Raw genomic sequence first — 18,534 nt, forward strand, 5'->3', positions numbered from 1 at the left:
GAGCCGGCCCTCGGTGCCGACCTCGCGGGCGACCCGGGTCACCTCACCGGTGAACAGCGACAGCTGGTCCACCATGCGGTTGACCGCCCGGCCGAGCCTGCGCAGGTCCCCGCGGAGCGGCCGGCTGCCGTCGTGCAGGTCCACCCGCTGCGTCAAGTCGCCGTCCGCCACGGCGTCCAGCACCCGGGTGGCGTTCGCCGCCGGGATGACCAGCGCGTCGATCAGGGAGTTCGCCGCCTGCACGCTCATCGCCCAGGACCCCTGGCCCGGGCTGTCGGCGAGCCGCTCGTCCAGCCTGCCCCGGCGTACGACCTCCCGCTTGACCCGGCCCAGTTCGGCGGAGAAGTGCTGCTCCCGCGCGACGATCCGGTTGAACGTTCCGGCGAGTTCGGCCAGCACCCCTTCGGCACCGTCACCCAGCCGCACCCGGAAGTCGCCGTCGCACAGGGAGCGCATCGCCGTGAGCAGCGGCCGCAGTTCCGCCGCGCGTATCCACTCACCGTCCGGCGGCGGGTCGACGACACGCGGACGCGCAGGAGTCGCGGTTTTCGGGGCGGGAACAGCCGATTTAAGAGCCATGACGGCCTTCTTCGGTGACTCGGCGCTTATGAGCGCGCTCAGTCTGTCACGCTGTGCGTGCCGTTAAGGGCGCAATGCCGGATCTGCTCGGGAGCCGCACAGTGGGGCCAGATTCCATGCCACGGGAGTTCGTTTCCCGTACCAGCCTGCCCGGCAACCAGCTGGCGGCCTCCGCGGCACGGAAGTTCGTCCGCGCCGCGCTGGCCGAGTGGACCACGGAGGAGCCCTGGCCGGCCGAGAGCATCGGTGACCACCTCGTGGACGACGCGGTGCTGCTCGTGAGCGAACTCGTCACGAACGCGGTCATCCACGCCGGTACCACGGTCGAGCTGCTCTGCCGGCTGGAGAGCGCGGCACCCGGCGCACGCGAGGACGGCGGCCTCGTCGTCGAGGTCTCCGACCACCACCCCGCCCGGGTCGTCCGCGACCGGGCCGAACTCGCCCGCGAGGGCCGCGACGGCGGGCGCGGCCTGCAGCTCGTCTCCGCGCTCTCCGAGGAGTGGGGCATCACCTACCGGCGCGACCTCAAGACCATCTGGTGCCGGCTGACCGCCGCCCGCGAACCCGGGGAGACGCTGCCGCCGGCGCCCGAGGCCGAGCGCGCCCTGCTGCGCGGACTGCGTGCCACCGAGATCCTCGCGCCCACGGCGCACCGCCTCCCGCGGCGGCACGACAGCGAGTGGATCAGCCGCGGTTCGCTCTCCTTCCTCGCCGAGGCCTCCGACCTGCTCGCCGGGCAGCTCGACGAGGACATGGTCGCCTCCCTCGCCGGGCAGCTGCTGGTGCCCCGGCTCGCCGACTGGTGCGCCGTCTGGCTCTCCGGGGACGGTCCCGAGGGCTCCGACCCGCGCCTGGCGCGCGTCTGGCACGCGGCGGAGGGCCGCATCGACGGGCTCCGCATGGTGCTGGAGAAGGAACCGCCACCGCCCGGCTCCCGCCCCGGCGCCGTGCCCTGGCCGTGGCCCGCCGTCGCCCACGGCACGGAGGCGGTCGGCGCGGCACTCGCCTGCCCCCTGGTCACCGGCGGCCGCTGGCACGGCACGCTGCTCCTCGGGCGCACGGGGCTGATGCGCTTCCCCGACGAGGTCATCGGCCTCATCGAGGACTTCGCACGCCGTGTCGCGCTCGCGGTGGGCACCGCCCGCCAGTACACGCGGCAGGCCATGATCAGCCGGGTCCTGCAGCGCGGCCTGCTGCCCGCGGGACTCGGCGCGGTGCCGGGCGTCGACACGGCCGTCGTCTACGAGCCCACGCGTGCCGACGTCGTCGGCGGTGACTTCTACGACCTCTTCCCCGCGGGCGGCGGCCGCTGGTGCTTCGCCCTCGGCGACGTCCAGGGCAACGGCCCCGAGGCCGCCGCGGTCACCGGCCTCGCCCGGCCCGTCATGCGGCTCCTCGCGCGCGAGGGGTACGGCGTGGCGGAGGTCCTCGACCGGCTCAACCGCGCCCTGTCGGACGAGGCCGCGGCGGCCACGCTCGGCGACGCGCTCGGGCCGGGGTGGGACGCGGGGCCGCGCTTCCTGTCCCTGCTGTACGGGGAGATCGTGCCGGAGGAAGCGCCGGGCGGCGGTTCGGCCGGCGGCGCCCTGTGCACCTTGGCCAGTGCCGGGCACCCCCTTCCGCTCCTGCTCACAGGAGACGGCGCGGTGCGGCCCGCGGCGGTGCCGCAGATACTGCTCGGGATCACGGACGACGCGCGGTACCGCAGCGAATCGTTCCGGCTGGCCCCCGGGGACACGCTGCTGTGCGTCACGGACGGGGTGACGGAGCGGCGCAACGGGAGCCGTCAGTTCGACGACGACGACGGGCTCGCGGCCGTGCTCGCGGCGTGCGCCGGACTGGGGGCGGCGGGGGTGGCGGAGCGGGTCCGGCGGGCGGTGCACGAGTACGACGTGGCGCCGCCGGATGACGATCTCGCGGTGCTCGTGCTTCAGGCCCAGTGAGGGGCGCTGCGCTGCGCTTGCGGTCGGGGGTGCCCCTTGCGGCCGGTTGTCGCGTGCGGGCGGCTGCGCCGGGCTGCCCGGTGGTTGTGTGCGGGTTGGTTGCGCCTGCGGCGGGCGGCTCTCCCACCCACCCTCCCGATTGCCCGGCGCGGTCAGTGACCGCCTCGCGGGGTTCGTGCGTGGGCCGGGTGCGAGGCCCGCACCAATCGCGCCGGATGGGGGTCCCCCCGGCCGAAGGCTGGGGGAGGGAGGGCGGGCGGGGAAACCGCCCGCCGCAGGCGCAACGGAGCCGCACACAACCACCTGGGCAGCCCGGCGCAGCCGCCCGCAGGCGCAAACAACCCGCACACGACAACCGGCCGCGAGGGGCACCCCCGGCCATCCGGCGAAGCGCCCGCGGGGGATGGCGGACAATGGGACGCATGCCATCCGTACTGCCCGACGGGGAGCCCATGCCTGAGGACGGCGCGCTCCCGCCGACCGCCCTGCGCGGCGCGGAGTCGCGCCCTCTGGGGTTCTACCTGCACGTCCCGTACTGCGCGACCCGCTGCGGGTACTGCGACTTCAACACCTACACCGCCGCCGAGCTGCGCGGCACCGGCGGCGTGCTCGCCTCCCGGGAGAACTACGCGGACACCCTGGTCGACGAGATTCGGCTGGCCCGCAAGGTGCTGGGCGACGACCCCCGCCGCGTGGAGACCGTGTTCGTGGGCGGCGGGACCCCCACCCTGTTGCCGGCCGCGGACCTGGTCCGGATGCTGGGGGCCATCCGTGACGAGTTCGGCCTGGCGGAGGGTGCGGAGGTCACGACGGAGGCGAACCCGGAGTCCGTGGACCCGGCGTACCTGGAGGAGCTGCGGGCCGGGGGGTACACACGGGTCTCGTTCGGGATGCAGAGCGCCCGGCCGCACGTGCTGCAGGTGCTGGACCGGCGGCACACGCCCGGCCGCCCGGAGCAGTGCGTGGCGGAGGCGCGGGCGGCGGGGTTCGAGCACGTCAACCTGGACCTGATCTACGGCACGCCCGGGGAGTCGGACGACGACTGGCGGGCGTCGCTGGACGCCGCGATCGGCGCGGGGCCGGACCACGTGTCGGCGTACGCGCTGATCGTGGAGGAGGGTACGCAGCTGGCGCGCAGGATCCGGCGCGGCGAGGTGCCGATGACGGACGACGACGTGCACGCGGACCGCTACCTGATCGCGGAGGAGCGTCTGGCGGCGGCCGGCTACGGCTGGTACGAGGTGTCGAACTGGGCGACCGCGGATGCGGCCCGGTGCCGCCACAACGAGCTGTACTGGACCGGCGCGGACTGGTGGGGCGCCGGGCCGGGCGCGCACAGCCACGTGGGCGGGGTGCGGTGGTGGAACGTGAAGCACCCGGCGGCGTACGCGGCGGCGCTCGCGGAGGGCCGCAGTCCCGGGGCGGGCCGTGAGGTGCTGGCGGCGGAGGACCGCCGCGTGGAGCGGATCCTGCTGGAGCTGAGGCTGTCCGACGGCTGCCCGCTCGACCTGCTGGCCCCGGCGGGCGCCGAGGCCGCGGAGCTTGCCGTAAGGGACGGCCTCCTGGAGACCGCTCCTTACCTCGAGGGCCGCGCCGTCCTCACGCTGCGCGGCCGCCTGCTCGCCGACGCCGTCGTCAGGGACCTGGTCGACTGACTCAGCCCGGGGCCGTGACGAAGTCGATCAGCTCCTCCACCCGGCCCAGCAGTTCCGGCTGCAGGTCCCGGTAGGAGTGGACGGCGCCCAGGATGCGCTGCCAGGCGGCGCCGGTGTTCTCCGGCCAGCCCAGGGCGCGGCACACGCCGGTCTTCCAGTCCTGGCCGCGGGGGACGGCCGGCCAGGACTGGATGCCGACGGAGGAGGGCTTCACGGCCTCCCAGACGTCGATGTAGGGGTGGCCGGCGACCAGGACGTGCCCGCCGGTGACCTCCGCGGCGATGCGGGACTCCTTGCTGCCCGGGACGAGGTGGTCCACGAGGACGCCGAGGCGGGCGTCCGGGCCGGGGGCGAAGGAGGCGACGATGGCCGGGAGGTCGTCGACGCCGTCCAGGTACTCGACGACGACGCCCTCGACGCGCAGGTCGTCGCCCCAGACGCGTTCGACCAGTTCCGCGTCGTGGCGGCCCTCGACGTAGATCCGGCCGGCGCGGGCGACCCGGGCGCGGGCGCCGGGGACGGCGAGGGAGCCGGAGGCGGTCAGCCGGGGGCCGGCCGCGGGGGCGGCGGCGGCGGGGCGTACGAGGGTGACCACGCGGCCCTCCAGGAGGAAGCCGCGGGGAGTCATCGGGAACACGCGGTGCTTGCCGAAGCGGTCCTCCAGGGTGACCGTGGGGCCCTCGGCGGTCTTCTCGCAGCGGACGACCGCGCCGCAGTAGCCGGTGGACACCTCCTCCACCACCAGGTCCCGCTCGGCCGCGACCTCGGGCGCGGGCGTGGCGGGACGTTTCCACGGCGGGGTGAGGTCGGGGTCGTAGTTGCGGCTGCGCATGCCAGGGATCGTATCCGCGCGGCGCACCGCTCAAGCGGATCCGAACCGGGCGGCGAGCGCGTCCCGTTGGGCGCGGACGAAGCGGGCGTCGACGACGGCGCCGTGGCCCGGCACGTACAGCGCGGTCTCGCCGCCCAGCCGCAGCAGCCGGTCCAGGGTCGCGGGCCAGGAGTGCGGGGCGGCGTCGGGCCCGGCCTGGGGCTCGCCGGACTCCTCGACGAGGTCCCCGCAGAAGACCACGGCCGGCGTGCCCGGCACGACCACCACCAGGTCGTGCGTGGTGTGGCCCTCACCCGGGTGGACCAGCAGGACCTGGCGGTCACCGCCGAGGTCGAGCTCGTAGGAGCCGTCCACGAGGTGGCGGGGGCGGACGAGGGCGTCCGCGGCCCGCGCGGACTCGGCCTCGCCGGCGCCGTGCTTGACCGCGTCCGGGCCCAGCGAGAAGCGCTCGCGGTCGAGGTAGGCGTCGAGGGTCATCTCCCCGAAGACCTGGACGCCCTCGAAGGCGGCGGCGCCGAAGACGTGGTCGAAGTGGCCGTGGGTGAATGCGATGTGCGTCACGTCCCGTCCGGTCAGTTCGCGTACCTCCCGGCGCAGTCCGGCGCCCTCGGGGACCGAGGAACCCGTGTCGATCAGCAGCACGCCCTCGTCGCCGACGACGACTCCGACGGTCACGTCGAGGAAGGACAGCCGCCGCCGCGCCACCCCCGGTGCGAGCTGCTCCCAGCCGCCGGGGGAGTCCGGTGCGGTCGGTGTGGTCTCCACAACGCGACGGTATCCCCGCGGGACGCCTCGCGCCCGCTACGGTGGCCGGTCAAGGACGCCCCCGGGCCGGACCCGTGGACGGCCCTTGCCGAGGTCTTGCCACCCCGCCGTACACTGACTTGGGGAAAACTGGCACTCAGGGAAGAGGAGTGCCAGGCCACGGGGGGCGACACGACCCGCACGGTGACCGAGCGACTGGAGGTGCGCGATGCTCAGCGAACGACGTCTCGAAGTGCTGCGTGCCATCGTCCAGGACTACGTGGGCACCGAGGAGCCGGTCGGCTCGAAGGCGCTCACCGAGCGGCACGCCCTCGGCGTCTCCCCGGCCACCGTCCGCAACGACATGGCCGTGCTGGAGGACGAGGGCTACATCCAGCAGCCCCACACCAGCGCGGGCCGCGTGCCGACCGACAAGGGCTACCGGCTCTTCGTCGACCGGCTCACCAGCGTCAAGCCCTTGTCCGGCGCCGAGCGCCGGGCCATCGGGAACTTCCTGGACGGCGCCGTCGACCTCGACGACGTGGTGGCCCGTACGGTGCGGCTGCTGGCGCAGCTGACCCGGCAAGTCGCGATCGTCCAGTACCCGTCGCTCACCCGCTCGACCGTGCGCCACGTCGAGCTGCTCGCGCTCGCCCCGGCCCGGATCATGCTCGTGCTGATCACGGACACCGGACGGGTGGAGCAGCGGCTGGTGGACGCCCCGGCGCCGGTCGGCGAGACCGTGCTGGCCGACCTGCGCGCCCGGCTGAACAGCCGGGTGGTGGGACGCCGGTTCAGCGACGTCCCGCCGCTGGTGCAGGAGCTTCCCGAGGGCTTCGAGCCCGACGACCGGCCCTCCGTCCAGGTGGTCCTCGCCACACTGCTGGAGACCCTGGTCGAGGAGACCGAGGAGCGGATCATGCTCGGCGGCACGGCCAACCTGACCCGCTTCGGGCACGACTTCCCGCTGACGATCCGCCCGGTGCTGGAGGCGCTCGAGGAGCAGGTGGTGCTCCTCAAGCTGCTGGGCGAGGCCAAGGACTCGGGCGTGACGGTGAGAATCGGTCACGAGAACTTCCATGAGGGCCTGAACTCCACATCGGTCGTCTCCGTCGGCTACGGTTCGGGCGACGAGGCGGTGGCGAAACTCGGCGTGGTCGGACCGACCCGCATGGACTACCCCGGAACGATGGGAGCGGTACGCGCAGTGGCACGTTACGTCGGACAGATCCTGGCGGAGTCGTAGTGGCCACGGACTATTACGCCGTGCTCGGCGTACGCCGCGACGCAGGTCCGGACGAGATCAAGAAGGCCTTCCGCCGTCTTGCGCGCGAGCTCCACCCGGACGTCAATCCGGATCCGAAGACCCAGGAGCGGTTCAAGGAGATCAACGCCGCTTACGAGGTGCTCTCGGACCCGCAGAAGAAGCAGGTCTACGACCTCGGCGGCGACCCGCTGTCGGCCAACGGCGGCGGCGCGGGCGCAGGCGCGGGCTTCGGCCAGGGCTTCGGCAACTTCAGCGACATCATGGACGCCTTCTTCGGCACGGCGTCCCAGCGCGGTCCGCGCTCGCGCACGCGGCGCGGCCAGGACGCGATGATCCGGCTGGAGATCGAGCTGGACGAGGCGGCCTTCGGCACGACCAAGGACATCCAGGTCGACACGGCCATCATCTGCAACACCTGCCACGGCGAGGGCGCGGCCCCGGGCACCACCGCGCAGACGTGTGACATGTGCCGCGGCCGCGGTGAGGTCTCGCAGGTCACGCGGTCCTTCCTGGGCCAGGTCATGACCTCCCGGCCGTGCCCTCAGTGCCAGGGCTTCGGCACCGTCGTCCCCACCCCGTGCCCGGAGTGCGCGGGCGACGGCCGGATCCGGTCGCGGCGCACGCTCACGGTCAAGATCCCGGCCGGAGTCGACAACGGCACCCGCATCCAGCTCGCGGGCGAGGGCGAGGTCGGCCCCGGCGGCGGCCCCGCCGGCGACCTGTACGTCGAGATCCGCGAGCTGCCGCACCAGGTCTTCCAGCGGCGCGGCGACGACCTGCACTGCACCGTCACCATCCCGATGACGGCCGCGGCGCTGGGCACCAAGGTCCCGCTGGAGACCCTGGACGGCCTGGAGGAGATCGACATCCGGCCCGGGACGCAGTCCGGCCAGTCGATCCCGCTCCACCAGCGCGGCATCACCCACCTGCGGGGCGGCGGCCGGGGCGACCTCATCGTGCACGTCGAGGTCCAGACCCCGGGCAAGCTCGACCCGGAGCAGGAGGAGCTGATGCGCCGCCTGGCGAAGCTGCGCGGTGAGGAACGGCCCATGGGGCAGTTCCAGCCGGGCCAGCAGGGCCTGTTCTCCCGCCTGAAGGACGCGTTCAACGGGCGTTAGGCCGACACGGCCCGGCCGCTCACCGGCCCGCGGTCCGGGGTGCACACCCTGGACCGCGGGCCGTCGCGTGCCGTGAAACGATGGGCGCATGGCCGCCCTGACCCACCGCTCCCCGAGGACCGCGCCGTGACCGCACCCGTCTTCGTCGTCGAACCCGGAGCGCTGGGCCCGGACCGCATCACGCTCTGCGGCCCCGAGGGCCGGCACGCGGTGTCCGTACGCCGGCTGCGGGTCGGCGAGGAGATCGTGCTCACCGACGGCCTGGGACGCGGCGCGTACGGCACGGTGGCGGCCGTCGACGGCAAGGACACGCTCGAGGTCGCCGTCGCCGACGTCCGCGAGGAGGCCGAGCCCCGCCCGCGGATCACCGTCGTCCAGGCGCTGCCCAAGGGCGACCGCGGGGAACTCGCCGTCGAGACCATGACCGAGGTCGGCGTCGACGCGGTCGTGCCGTGGGCCGCCGCGCGCTGCATCACCCAGTGGAAGGGCGAGCGCGGCGCCAAGTCCCTGGCCAAGTGGCGTTCCACCGCCCGCGAGGCCGCCAAGCAGGCCCGGCGCCTGAGGTTCCCCGAGGTCGCCGAGTTGATGACGACCCGTCAGCTCGCCGGGCTGCTGTCCGGCGCGGCGTTCGCCGCGGTCCTCCACGAGGAGGGCTCCGAGCCGCTCGCCGCGGCCCCGCTGCCGCCCGAGGGCGACATCGTGCTCGTCGTCGGCCCCGAGGGCGGGGTCTCCCCGGAGGAGCTCGACGTCTTCGCCGCGGCCGGCGCCAAGCCGTACCGACTCGGCGCCAGTGTCCTGCGCACCTCCACCGCCGGCGTCGCCGCGACCGCCCTCCTGCTCGGCCGCACCGGGCGCTGGAGCTGAGCCGGCCGCCGGGCCGGAATCCCCTCGGCGGGCAATGAGATCGAAAACCCCTGACCAGCAGGGCGCCGGGTGGTTAGTGTGACGACGTGACGCAGCCGCAGCCTTCGCACCCCGCGTACCTCCGCTTCCCGCACCTGCACGGTGACCTGATCACCTTCACCGCCGAGGACGACGTCTGGGCCGCCCCGCTGGACGGCGCCGGCCGGGCCTGGCGGGTCAGCGCGGACAACATGCCCGTCGGCCATCCGCGGTTCTCGCCCGACGGCGCGCTCATCGCGTGGACCTCCACGCGGGACGGCGCACCCGAGGTGCACGTCGCGGCCACCGACGGCGGGCCGTCGAAACGCCTGACGTACTGGGGCAGTGGCCGCACCTCCGTGCGCGGCTGGACGCCCGGCGGCGACGTACTGGCCATCAGCACGGCCGGGCAGGCGTCGCTGCGCCGCAGCTGGGCGCGGGCGATCCCGGTCGACGGCGGTCCCGCGTCGACGCTGCCGTACGGGCCGGTCGGCGACGTCGCCCACGGGCCGGACGGGGCCGTGCTGCTGCTGTCGGCCACGATGGGCCGCGAGGCCGCGGCCTGGAAGCGCTACCGGGGCGGCACCGCGGGCAAGCTGTGGATCGACCGCACCGGCGACGGGGAGTTCGAGCGGATCCACACGGACCTGGACGGCAACCTGGAGTGCGCGATGTGGGTGGGGGAGAGGATCGCCTTCCTCTCCGACCACGAGGGCGTCGGCGCGCTCTACTCCAGCCTCCCCGACGGCAGCGACCTGCGCCGCCACACCTCCGTGGAGGACGGCGGCTTCTACGCGCGGCAGGCCGCCACGGACGGCACCCGCGTCGTCTACACCAGCACCGGCCGGCTGTTCCTGCTGGACGACCTCGACGGCGTCCAGGCCCGTCCGGTCGAGGTACGCCTCGGCGGCCAGCGTGCCGACCTGCAGCCGCACCCGGTCCACGCGGCCCACCACCTCGGCGACGCCCGGCCCGACCACACCGGCCGCGGCAGCGCGGTGGAGATCCGCGGCACCACGCACTGGGTCACCCATCGTGGCGGCCCCGCGCGGGCGTTGTCCGCCGAGCCGGGGGTGCGCACGCGGCTGCCGCGGGTGTTCGGCGGCGAGGGCGACCAGCAGGTCGTCTGGGTCACCGACGCCGAGGGCGAGGACGCGCTGGAGATCGCCCCCGCGGCGGGCTCGGGCACGGCCGCGCCCCGCCGGCTGGCCGCGGGGCGGCTCGGCCGGGTCCTGTCCATGAGCGTCTCCCCGGACGGCCACCGGATCGCCGTCGCCTCGCACGACGGCCGGGTGCTGCTCGTCGAGGCCCAGACCGGCGAGGTCCGCACCGTCGTCGAGGGCGAGCACGGCCACGCGAGCGGCCTCGCCTTCTCGCCGGACTCGGCCTGGCTCGCCTGGTCGCACGCCGGACCCGATCCGCTGCGCCAGCTCAAGCTCGCCTCGACCGCAGACCTCACCGTCGTCGACGCGACCCCGCTGCGCTTCCGGGACTTCTCGCCCGCCTTCACCGCCGACGGCAAGCACCTGGCGTTCCTGTCCGAGCGCTCCTTCGACCCGGTCTACGACGAGCACGTCTTCGACCTCGCCTTCCTCGGTTCCTGCCGCCCCCACCTGATCACGCTCGCCGCCACCACGCCCTCGCCCTTCGGCCCGCAACGCCACGGGCGGCCGGTCGACTCCTCGTCCGAGGACAAGGACGGCGACGACCGCGGCCAGGACGAGGGCAAGAAGGACTCCCGCAAGGAGGACGGGGAGGACCGGCACCGCACCCCCGTCACCAAGGTGGATGCCGAGGGCCTGGCCGACCGCATCGTGCCCTTCCCGGTGGAGGCGGCCCGCTACTCCACGCTGCGCGCGGCCAAGGACGGCGTCCTGTGGCTCCGGCACCCCGTGCGCGGCGTCCTGGGCGCGAGCCTGGCCTCGCCCGATGCCGAGCCGCCGTCCACCGCGCTGGAGCGGTACGACCTCAAGCAGTTGCGCGTGGAGGACATCGCCGACGACGCCGACGACTACGCCGTCAGCGGGGACGGCAACAAGGTGCTGGTGACGTCCGGTCACCGGCTGCGGGTGGCCGCGGCCGACCACAAGTCGGCGCCGTCCGACGACGAGACCGACAGCAACGTGACCGTCGACCTCTCCCGGGTCCGCGTCACCGTGGACCCGCAGGCCGAGTGGCGCCAGATGTACGAGGAGTCGCACCGCCTGATGCGGGACAACTTCTGGCGCGCCGACATGGGCGGCGTCGACTGGGACGGCGTGCGCGAGCGCTACCGGCCCGCCCTGGACCGGGTCGCCACCCACGACGACCTCGTCGACCTGCTCTGGGAGGTGGCGGGCGAGCTCGGCACCTCGCACGCCTACGTCTCCCCGCCCGGCGGCCGCGGTGACGCGCTGAACCGCCAGGGCCTGCTCGGCGCGGACCTCGCCCGCGACGCGGACGGCGTGTGGCGCGTGGAGCGGGTGCTGCCCTCGGAGACCTCCGACCCCCGGGCCGGCTCCCCGCTGGCCGCGCCGGGCGCCGCGGTCCGGGCCGGTGACGCGATCCTCGCGGTGGACGGACGGCCCGTGGACCCGCTGGCCGGCCCCGGCCCGCTGCTCCTCGGCACCGTGCGCAAGCCGGTGGAGCTCACCGTCGGCCCGGCCGACGGCGGGGCGGTGCGCCATGTCGTCGTCGTGCCCATCGGGGACGAGGAGCCGCTGCGCTACCACGACTGGGTGGCCGGGCGCCGGGCGTACGTGCGCGAGCTGTCCGGCGGACGGCTGGGGTACCTGCACGTCCCCGACATGGTCGGCTCCGGCTGGGCCCAGATCCACCGCGACCTGCGCGTGGAGGTCACCCGGGAGGGTCTGGTCGTGGACGTGCGGGAGAACCGCGGCGGCCACACCTCCCAACTGGTCGTGGAGAAGCTGGCGCGGCGGATCGTGGGCTGGGACCTGCCGCGCGGGCTGCCCGCCTTCAGCTACCCGCTGGACGCGCCGCGCGGGCCCGTCGTGGCCGTCGCCAACGAGTTCTCCGGCTCGGACGGCGACATCGTCAACGCGGCGATCAAGGCGCTGGGGATCGGGCCCGTGGTGGGCACCAGGACCTGGGGCGGCGTCATCGGCATCGACTCCCGCTACCACCTGGTCGACGGGACGCTGGTCACCCAGCCGAAGTACGCCACGTGGCTGGAGGGCGTGGGCTGGGACGTGGAGAACCACGGCGTCGACCCGGACGTGGAGGTCGTCCACACCCCGCAGGACTGGGCCGCCGGGCGCGACCCGCAGCTGGACGAGGCCGTCCGCATCGCCCTGGAGGCGCTGGAGGCCAACCCGGCCCGTACCGCGCCCCCGTTGCCGTAGCGGCGGGAGCGGGGCCCGGGGCGACCCGGGCCCCGCGACGGCGCGCCCCCGCGAGGGGCACCGGTAGCATGCGGGACGTACTGATCAACCGCTGGACGGAGGCGTCAGGTGGCGGGAGAACCGCAGGCGGACTGCCTGTTCTGCAAGATCGTCGCGGGGAGCATCCCCGCGACCGTCGTGCGGGAGACCGAGACGACGGTCGCCTTCCGCGACATAAACCCCCAGGCACCGACGCACGTCCTGGTCATCCCCAAGGCGCACTACCCGGACGCCGCCTCGCTGGCCGCCCAGGCGCCCCAGCTCGCCGCGGACGTGCTGCGGGAGGCGGCCGAGGTCGCGGCCGGGGACAAGGTGGACGGCACCGGCTACCGGGTCGTCTTCAACACCGGCGCAGGGGCGGGCCAGACCGTCTTCCACGCGCACGCCCACGTGCTGGGCGGCCGTGGCCTCGAGTGGCCTCCCGGATAACCACCGGTGTCCGCACGTGAATTGGTCGTGCTCGGCACGGCAAGCCAGGTCCCGACCCGGCACCGCAACCACAACGGCTACTTCCTGCGCTGGGACGCCGAGGGCATCCTCTTCGACCCGGGGGAGGGCACCCAGCGTCAGATGCTGCGGGCCGGTGTGGCGGCGCACGACCTCACCAGGCTGTGCGTGAGCCACTTCCACGGGGACCACAGCCTGGGCCTGGCCGGGGTGATCCAGCGGATCAACCTCGACCGGGTGCCGCACCCGATCACCGCCCACTACCCCGAGTCGGGCAGGCGGTTCTTCGACCGGCTGCGGTACGCCACCGCCTACCGCGAGACCGTGCGGCTGCGCGAGGAACCGGTGGCGGGCGAGGCCGCGGTGCTGGTCGACTCCGAGGCCTTCCTGCTGGAGGCGCGCCGGCTGTCGCACCCGGTGGAGGCGTACGGCTACCGGCTGGTCGAGCCCGACGGGCGCCGCATGCTGCCGGAGCGCCTGGCCGCGCACGGCATCACCGGCCCGGCGGTGGGCCGGCTGCAGCGCGAGGGCGAGGTGGACGGGGTGACGCTCGCCGAGGTGAGCGAGACGCGCCCGGGTCAGCGCTTCGCCTTCGTGATGGACACCCGGCTGTGCGACGCGGTGTACGCCCTCGCCGACGGCTGCGACCTGCTCGTCATCGAGTCGACCTTCCTGGACGAGGACGCCGCGCTGGCCGAGGAGCACGGCCACCTGACGGCCGGCCAGGCAGCCCGGGTGGCGGCCGAGTCGGGTGTACGCCACCTGGTGCTCACGCACTTCTCGCAGCGCTACACCGACCCGGCGGACTTCGAGCGCCAGGCCCGGGACGCGGGTTTCCAGGGCGAGCTGACGGTCGCCCAGGACCTCGGCCGGGTCACCGTGCCGAAGCGCCGCCAGAGCTAGCCACACCCCTGTGACCTGTACGGTTGCGGGGTGAGCATCCCGAAGGCCGAACTCCATCTGCACATCGAAGGCACCCTCGAACCCGAGCTCGCCTTCACCCTCGCCGAGCGCAACGGGGTCGACCTGCCCTACGCCTCCACCGAGGAGCTGCGGCAGGCCTACTCCTTCAGCGACCTGCAGTCCTTCCTGGACCTGTACTACGCGCTCATGGCCGTGCTCCGCACCGAGCAGGACTTCGCGGACCTCGCCGACGCCTACCTCGCCCGGGCCGCCGCGCAGGGCGTGCGGCACGCCGAGGTCTTCTTCGACCCGCAGGCGCACACCGCGCGGGGCGTCCCGATCGGCACCGTCGTCGAGGGCCTGGCGCGGGCCCTGGACGGCAGCCGGGAGCGGCACGGCGTCAGCACACGGCTGATCATGTGCTTCCTGCGGGACGAGTCGGCCGAGTCCGCGCTGGAGACCTTCGAGGCCGCCCGGCCCCACCTGCACCGGATCAGCGCCGTCGGCCTGGACTCCGCCGAGGTCGGCCACCCGCCGTCGAAGTTCCGCGCGGTCTACGAGGCCGCCGCCGCGGCGGGCCTGCGCCGGGTCGCTCACGCGGGCGAGGAGGGCCCGCCGGCGTACGTGTGGGAGGCGCTGGACGTGCTCGGCGTCGACCGGATCGACCACGGCATCCGCAGCATGGAGGACCCGGAGCTGGTGGCCCGGCTGGTCCGCGACCAGGTGCCGCTGACCGTCTGCCCGCTGTCCAACGTGCGGCTGCGCTGCGTGGACACCCTCGCCGACCATCCGCTGCCCGCCATGCTCGACGCCGGGCTGCTGGTCACCCTGAACTCCGACGACCCCGCCTACTTCGGCGGCTACGCGGGCGACACCTTCGACGCCGTGGCCGGTGCGCTGCCGCTCGGCGAGGACGCCCTGCGCGGGCTGGCCCGCAACTCCTTCCTGGCCGCCTTCCTCGACGACGACGAGGAACTGCGCGCCCGGTACCTCGCCGAGGTGGACGCCCACACGTTCTGAGCGCGTTCCGAGTGCGTGCGCGCGTGCCGACATGAGTACGCGCACTCATGCGGGCCGCACCGCGCGGGCGGAGCATGGAGTCATGCGAAGGCACCTGATACGGCCCGCAGCGGCCGTCACGCTGATCGTGACCACGCCCGTCGCCACCTGGGGGCTCATGGGCCGGCAGGACGCGGCCGGTTTCGAACCCGCCGAACTGGACTACCTGGTGCGGCCCTTCGCCATCCCGGAGGGAGCGGAGACCGCGATCGGCGCGGCCGCGGCCGTGCTGGCCGCCGGCGCGGCCGTGCTGCTGGGCCGGGCCTCCCGTCCCGGACCGGACCGCTTCGACGGCCGGTGGTGGGAGGTCATCGGGCCGCTGCTCGCGGCCGGGCTGCTGACCGGAGCGATCTGGCGGACGGTGACCGCCGGGGTCATCGGCGCCAACATCGGCGCCGGGCTGGCGATCCTGCTCGGTGGGCCGGTGGTCGCCGGGCTGGTGCTGTGGTCGCTGGGCCGGGGCCTGTGGCTGGCCCGCTCGCGGCGCCGCGGCACCCGCCCCCCGCGCGGGGGGACGGGCACCGCGGGCTGGCGGCCCGCCGCCGGTCAGGGCACGTAGTACATCGGGTTGGGGAGCTTGAACGACTTGTCGGCGTGCCCGCCGTTCAGGTCGCTGTACTGATCGCCGAAGTTGGCGACGATGTCGTACCCCTGCGCCTCGATGTGGGCCCGGGTGCCCGCCTTGTAGTCGACGGTGGAGCAGGTCCACGTCGGGGCGGAGCAGGGCAGGTAGTCGGTCGCGACCTTGTTCTTCAGGAAGAAGTGGGCCGGGTCGGCGGTGGAGCCGTAGCCGGCGGTTCCGAGGTTGCGGACGCTCGCGGCGCGCTGCGTCTCCGGGCGGCCGGTGATCCAGAAGACCGTCACGCCGTGGTCGGCGGCCCAGTTGGCCAGCTGGGGCATGCCGAAGACCGGGGCCATGTCCTTGTTCTGGATGTACGCGTCGTTCGAGGCCGGCGTGTAGTTGAAGCCCACCTCGAGCTCGTAGTTGTACGTCAGCAGGGACGTGTCGTCGACGTCCAGGACGATCGCGGGCTTGCCGTGGCGGTGGTGCGCGGACTTCGCGAGGGCGTCCCGCAGGTAGTCCTGGGCCTTCTTCTCGATGCCGGCGACCTGCTTGGCGTAGTTGCCGTCGGTCGCGGCCTGGTGCTCACCGGAGGCGTCCACGGTGTCGCCGTAGTACGCCTTGATGTCGTTGACCACGTCGGTCAGGTTGGGGATCTGCTTGTCGCTGCGCGGCACGGAGGTGTCCGCGGTCGCCGCGCCGACCCCGTAGAGGGTGGCGGCCGCCGCGACCGCGGCGACGGCGGCGGCGAGGGTGCGGGTGCGCCCGCGGGTGAACACGGACGGCCTGGCTGCGGGCATCTGGGGGGCTCCTTCGATCCGGCCGGAGGGCACGCACGGCCGGGCCCACGCGCTTCGGGGGAACGCCCGGCCCTGCGGGGCTCGTTGACGCGGTGACGCTAGGGGCCACGATCGTGCTGGTCAAGGGCTGTCTACGCGCGATGACCCCGAATGGCCGCCCGAGGACGGATCAGCCCAGGTCGCCACGTGCGGAAAGGACCGGCAAAGCTTTGGTATGCCGCCGCGGCCGGGCCCCGCGCCGCCGACCCCGTACAGGTCCGAGGGTCAGTGGCGGTGCCGCCCCGGGCGCCGCCGCCCCGATGCGGCGCCCCTCCTGCGGGTGGCCCTCGACAGGGCCGCGCCGCCCGCGAAGAGCACGACGCCCACCGCGAACGCGGTGAAGCCCAGCGGTGCCTTCGGCAGCCCCCACAGGGTCTCCGCGAAGGGGTCCGGCGGGGCCTGCGCGCTGCCTGCGCCGCCCAGCAGACTGAGGATCAGGGACACCCAGACGGCGAACCCGGCGAGCGCCACCAGCACCCCGGCGGCCATGAGCACCCGGCCCGGCCCGCGCACCCGGAACAGCCCGGTGCAGGCCTCCTCGGCGGCCCCGGGGTCCGCCTCCCGCCCGTCGCCACCGTCCCCGTACTGCCGGCGCCCGGCGAGGTACTGCGCGCGCCCGGACGGGTAGCGGCGGGTGGGGCCGAGCCCGGACCGGCCCCGGGTGTCCCCGAGGTCGTGGAGCACGGTCAGCGGCGGGGGAGTGCCACCCGGGGCCTCCGCGGCTTCCGCGGCCTCTCCGGCTTCCGGGGGGTCCGCCTCGTCCTTGGGGTTCGCCTGCCGGGCCGACTCCACCGACAGCCGCAGCTCGACGTGGCCGATGCGGAGCAGGTCACCGTCGTGGAGGGGGCGCGGCTCGTCGACCAGGGTCCCGTTGAGGTAGGTGCCGTTGGTCGAGCCGAGGTCGCTGAGCACCACGTGGCTCCCGGCGCGGTTCATCGCGGCGTGCCGCCGGCTCACGCCCTCCTCGTCGAGCCGGATCCCGCTGCCGGCGAGCCTGCCGATCTCGCAGTAGCCGGCCGGTACGGGGTAGGCCCGTCCGGTGTCCGGCCCCGTGGTCACGATCAGTTGTGGCGGTGCGGCCGAGTGTCCGGGCATCTCCAGCCCCTGGGGGTCATCCGCTTTCCCTCAGGATCCGTCCGTGTCCCCGTGCGGACAAACGCTGGTCACGGCCCCGGGCGCGCGTACGATCGGTCGGAATGACACCAGGTCGGGAGGAGCCCGGGTGGAAGACCAGCCCGTCCTCGATCCGCTCGCGGCGGTGCGCGGGCCGGACGACCCGGAGACCGATGTGTACCTGACCGGCACGGTCTTCCTGGACATCATCTTCACCGGTCTCGACAGCGCGCCCGTGCGCGGCACCGAGTCCTGGGCACGCGGCATGGGATCGAGTCCCGGTGGCGTGGCCAACATGGCGACCGCCCTCGCCCGGCTGGGGCTGCGCACCTCGCTCGCGGCCGCCTTCGGCGACGACGTGTACGGGGACTACTGCTGGGACGCCCTCGCCGCGGGGGAGGGCATCGAGCTGGGGCTGTCCCGCAAGATCCCCGGCTGGCACTCGCCGGTCACGGTCTCCATGGCGTACGAGGGCGAGCGCACCATGGTCAGCCACGGCCACGAGGCGCCGCCGCCCGAGGAGCCCGCGCCGTCCTGCCCGCCGCCGAGCCGGGCGTGCGTGGCCTCGCTGGTGCCCGGGGTCCCGCAGCAGGAGTGGATCGGCACCGCCGCCGGGCGGGGCAGCCGGATCTTCGCCGACGTCGGCTGGGACGACAGCGGCCGCTGGGACCGCGCGGACCTGGCCGACCTGGCGCACTGCGAGGCCTTCCTGCCGAACGCCGCCGAGGCCATGCGCTACACCCGCACCGACTGCCCCCGGGCCGCCGCCCGCAAGCTCGCCGAGCTGGTCCCGCTGGCGGTGGTGACGCTCGGCGCCGAGGGCGCGTACGCGGTCGACTCCGCCGCCGGCCAGGCCGCCGAGGTGCCGGCGCTCTCGGTGGAGGCCCTGGACCCCACGGGCGCCGGGGACGTCTTCGTCGCGGGCTTCCTGACCGGCACCCTGGCCGGCTGGTCGCTCGCCGACCGGCTGGCCTTCGCGTGCCTCACGGCCGCGCTGTCGGTGCAGGAGTTCGGGGGTTCGCTCTCGGCGCCCGGCTGGATCGAGATCGCGGCCTGGTGGCAGCACGCCAAGGCCTACGACGACCAGGACCGCTCGGCGCTGCGCCGCTACGCCTTCCTGGACGACCTGCTGCCCACCGGCACCCGCCGCTGGCCCCTGCGCCGCGCCGTGCCGACGATCGGCTTCCGTCCGCCGCCCTTCCGCTGAC

16 protein-coding genes are annotated in these 18,534 nt (G+C 74.4%); 11 read left to right on the forward strand and 5 right to left on the reverse strand.

Annotated elements, in window-relative coordinates; translation table 11 throughout:
* Positions 1 to 579, reverse strand: a 579-nt coding sequence (locus tag ACFV3E_RS06115; protein WP_500533618.1) for a HAMP domain-containing protein, incomplete at its 3' end; no start/stop codon positions are given.
* 116 nt (positions 580 to 695) lie between these two features.
* On the opposite strand from ACFV3E_RS06115, the gene ACFV3E_RS06120 reads away from it, so the two are divergent.
* On the forward strand, positions 696 to 2,522 hold the full coding sequence (locus ACFV3E_RS06120) for a SpoIIE family protein phosphatase (RefSeq protein WP_500533619.1): 1,827 nt from the start codon (positions 696 to 698) through the stop codon (positions 2,520 to 2,522).
* A 422-nt stretch (positions 2,523 to 2,944) separates the two neighbouring features.
* On the forward strand, positions 2,945 to 4,177 hold the full coding sequence (hemW, locus tag ACFV3E_RS06125) for a radical SAM family heme chaperone HemW (RefSeq protein WP_500533620.1): 1,233 nt from the start codon (positions 2,945 to 2,947) through the stop codon (positions 4,175 to 4,177).
* A 1-nt stretch (position 4,178) separates the two neighbouring features.
* Here the strand turns inward: hemW and ACFV3E_RS06130 are convergent, their stop codons facing one another.
* Positions 4,179 to 5,009, reverse strand: coding sequence for a DUF3097 domain-containing protein (locus tag ACFV3E_RS06130; RefSeq protein ID WP_500533621.1), 831 nt, complete (start codon positions 5,007 to 5,009; stop codon positions 4,179 to 4,181).
* 30 nt (positions 5,010 to 5,039) lie between these two features.
* Entirely contained in the window at positions 5,040 to 5,774 is a 735-nt protein-coding gene (locus tag ACFV3E_RS06135) for an MBL fold metallo-hydrolase (RefSeq protein WP_500533622.1), read from the reverse strand.
* Positions 5,775 to 5,982: 208 nt separating this feature from the next.
* Between ACFV3E_RS06135 and hrcA the strand changes: the two genes are divergently transcribed.
* The 8 genes from hrcA (at position 5,983) to ACFV3E_RS06175 (ending at position 15,371) form a co-directional block, all read left to right on the forward strand.
* Positions 5,983 to 6,999, forward strand: a complete 1,017-nt coding sequence (hrcA, locus tag ACFV3E_RS06140; protein ID WP_500369677.1) for a heat-inducible transcriptional repressor HrcA — start codon at positions 5,983 to 5,985, stop codon at positions 6,997 to 6,999.
* Entirely contained in the window at positions 6,999 to 8,138 is a 1,140-nt protein-coding gene (gene dnaJ, locus ACFV3E_RS06145) for a molecular chaperone DnaJ (protein WP_500533623.1), read from the forward strand. Before hrcA ends, dnaJ begins: the two co-directional genes overlap by 1 nt.
* A 126-nt stretch (positions 8,139 to 8,264) precedes the next feature.
* Positions 8,265 to 9,002 (forward strand): 16S rRNA (uracil(1498)-N(3))-methyltransferase, encoded by a 738-nt coding sequence (locus ACFV3E_RS06150; RefSeq protein WP_500533624.1) that lies wholly within the window; start codon positions 8,265 to 8,267, stop codon positions 9,000 to 9,002.
* A gap of 86 nt (positions 9,003 to 9,088) precedes the next feature.
* Complete coding sequence (locus ACFV3E_RS06155; RefSeq protein ID WP_500533625.1) at positions 9,089 to 12,364, forward strand: S41 family peptidase; 3,276 nt, start codon at positions 9,089 to 9,091, stop codon at positions 12,362 to 12,364.
* 108 nt (positions 12,365 to 12,472) lie between these two features.
* Positions 12,473 to 12,832 carry a histidine triad nucleotide-binding protein gene (locus ACFV3E_RS06160; RefSeq protein ID WP_500533626.1) on the forward strand — a complete coding sequence of 120 codons (360 nt, stop codon included), beginning with the start codon at positions 12,473 to 12,475 and terminating at the stop codon, positions 12,830 to 12,832.
* Positions 12,833 to 12,838: 6 nt separating this feature from the next.
* Complete coding sequence (locus ACFV3E_RS06165; protein ID WP_500533627.1) at positions 12,839 to 13,753, forward strand: ribonuclease Z; 915 nt, start codon at positions 12,839 to 12,841, stop codon at positions 13,751 to 13,753.
* Between the two features lie 30 nt (positions 13,754 to 13,783).
* Positions 13,784 to 14,773, forward strand: coding sequence for an adenosine deaminase (locus ACFV3E_RS06170; RefSeq protein ID WP_500533628.1), 990 nt, complete (start codon positions 13,784 to 13,786; stop codon positions 14,771 to 14,773).
* Between the two features lie 82 nt (positions 14,774 to 14,855).
* Positions 14,856 to 15,371 carry a hypothetical protein gene (locus ACFV3E_RS06175; protein WP_500369688.1) on the forward strand — a complete coding sequence of 172 codons (516 nt, stop codon included), beginning with the start codon at positions 14,856 to 14,858 and terminating at the stop codon, positions 15,369 to 15,371.
* Here ACFV3E_RS06175 and ACFV3E_RS06180 read toward each other — a convergent pair.
* Entirely contained in the window at positions 15,359 to 16,174 is an 816-nt protein-coding gene (locus ACFV3E_RS06180) for an HAD family acid phosphatase (RefSeq protein ID WP_500533629.1), read from the reverse strand. The two genes, ACFV3E_RS06175 and ACFV3E_RS06180, sit on opposite strands and share 13 nt — an antisense overlap.
* 264 nt (positions 16,175 to 16,438) lie before the next feature.
* Positions 16,439 to 17,308, reverse strand: a complete 870-nt coding sequence (locus tag ACFV3E_RS06185; RefSeq protein WP_500533630.1) for an FHA domain-containing protein — start codon at positions 17,306 to 17,308, stop codon at positions 16,439 to 16,441.
* Positions 17,309 to 17,435: 127 nt separating this feature from the next.
* On the opposite strand from ACFV3E_RS06185, the gene ACFV3E_RS06190 reads away from it, so the two are divergent.
* Entirely contained in the window at positions 17,436 to 18,533 is a 1,098-nt protein-coding gene (locus ACFV3E_RS06190) for a carbohydrate kinase family protein (protein WP_500533631.1), read from the forward strand.
* Position 18,534: the final 1 nt, after the last annotated feature.

Origin of the sequence: Streptomyces sp. NPDC059718, assembly GCF_042733315.1 — a bacterium.
GTDB lineage: Bacteria > Actinomycetota > Actinomycetes > Streptomycetales > Streptomycetaceae > Actinacidiphila.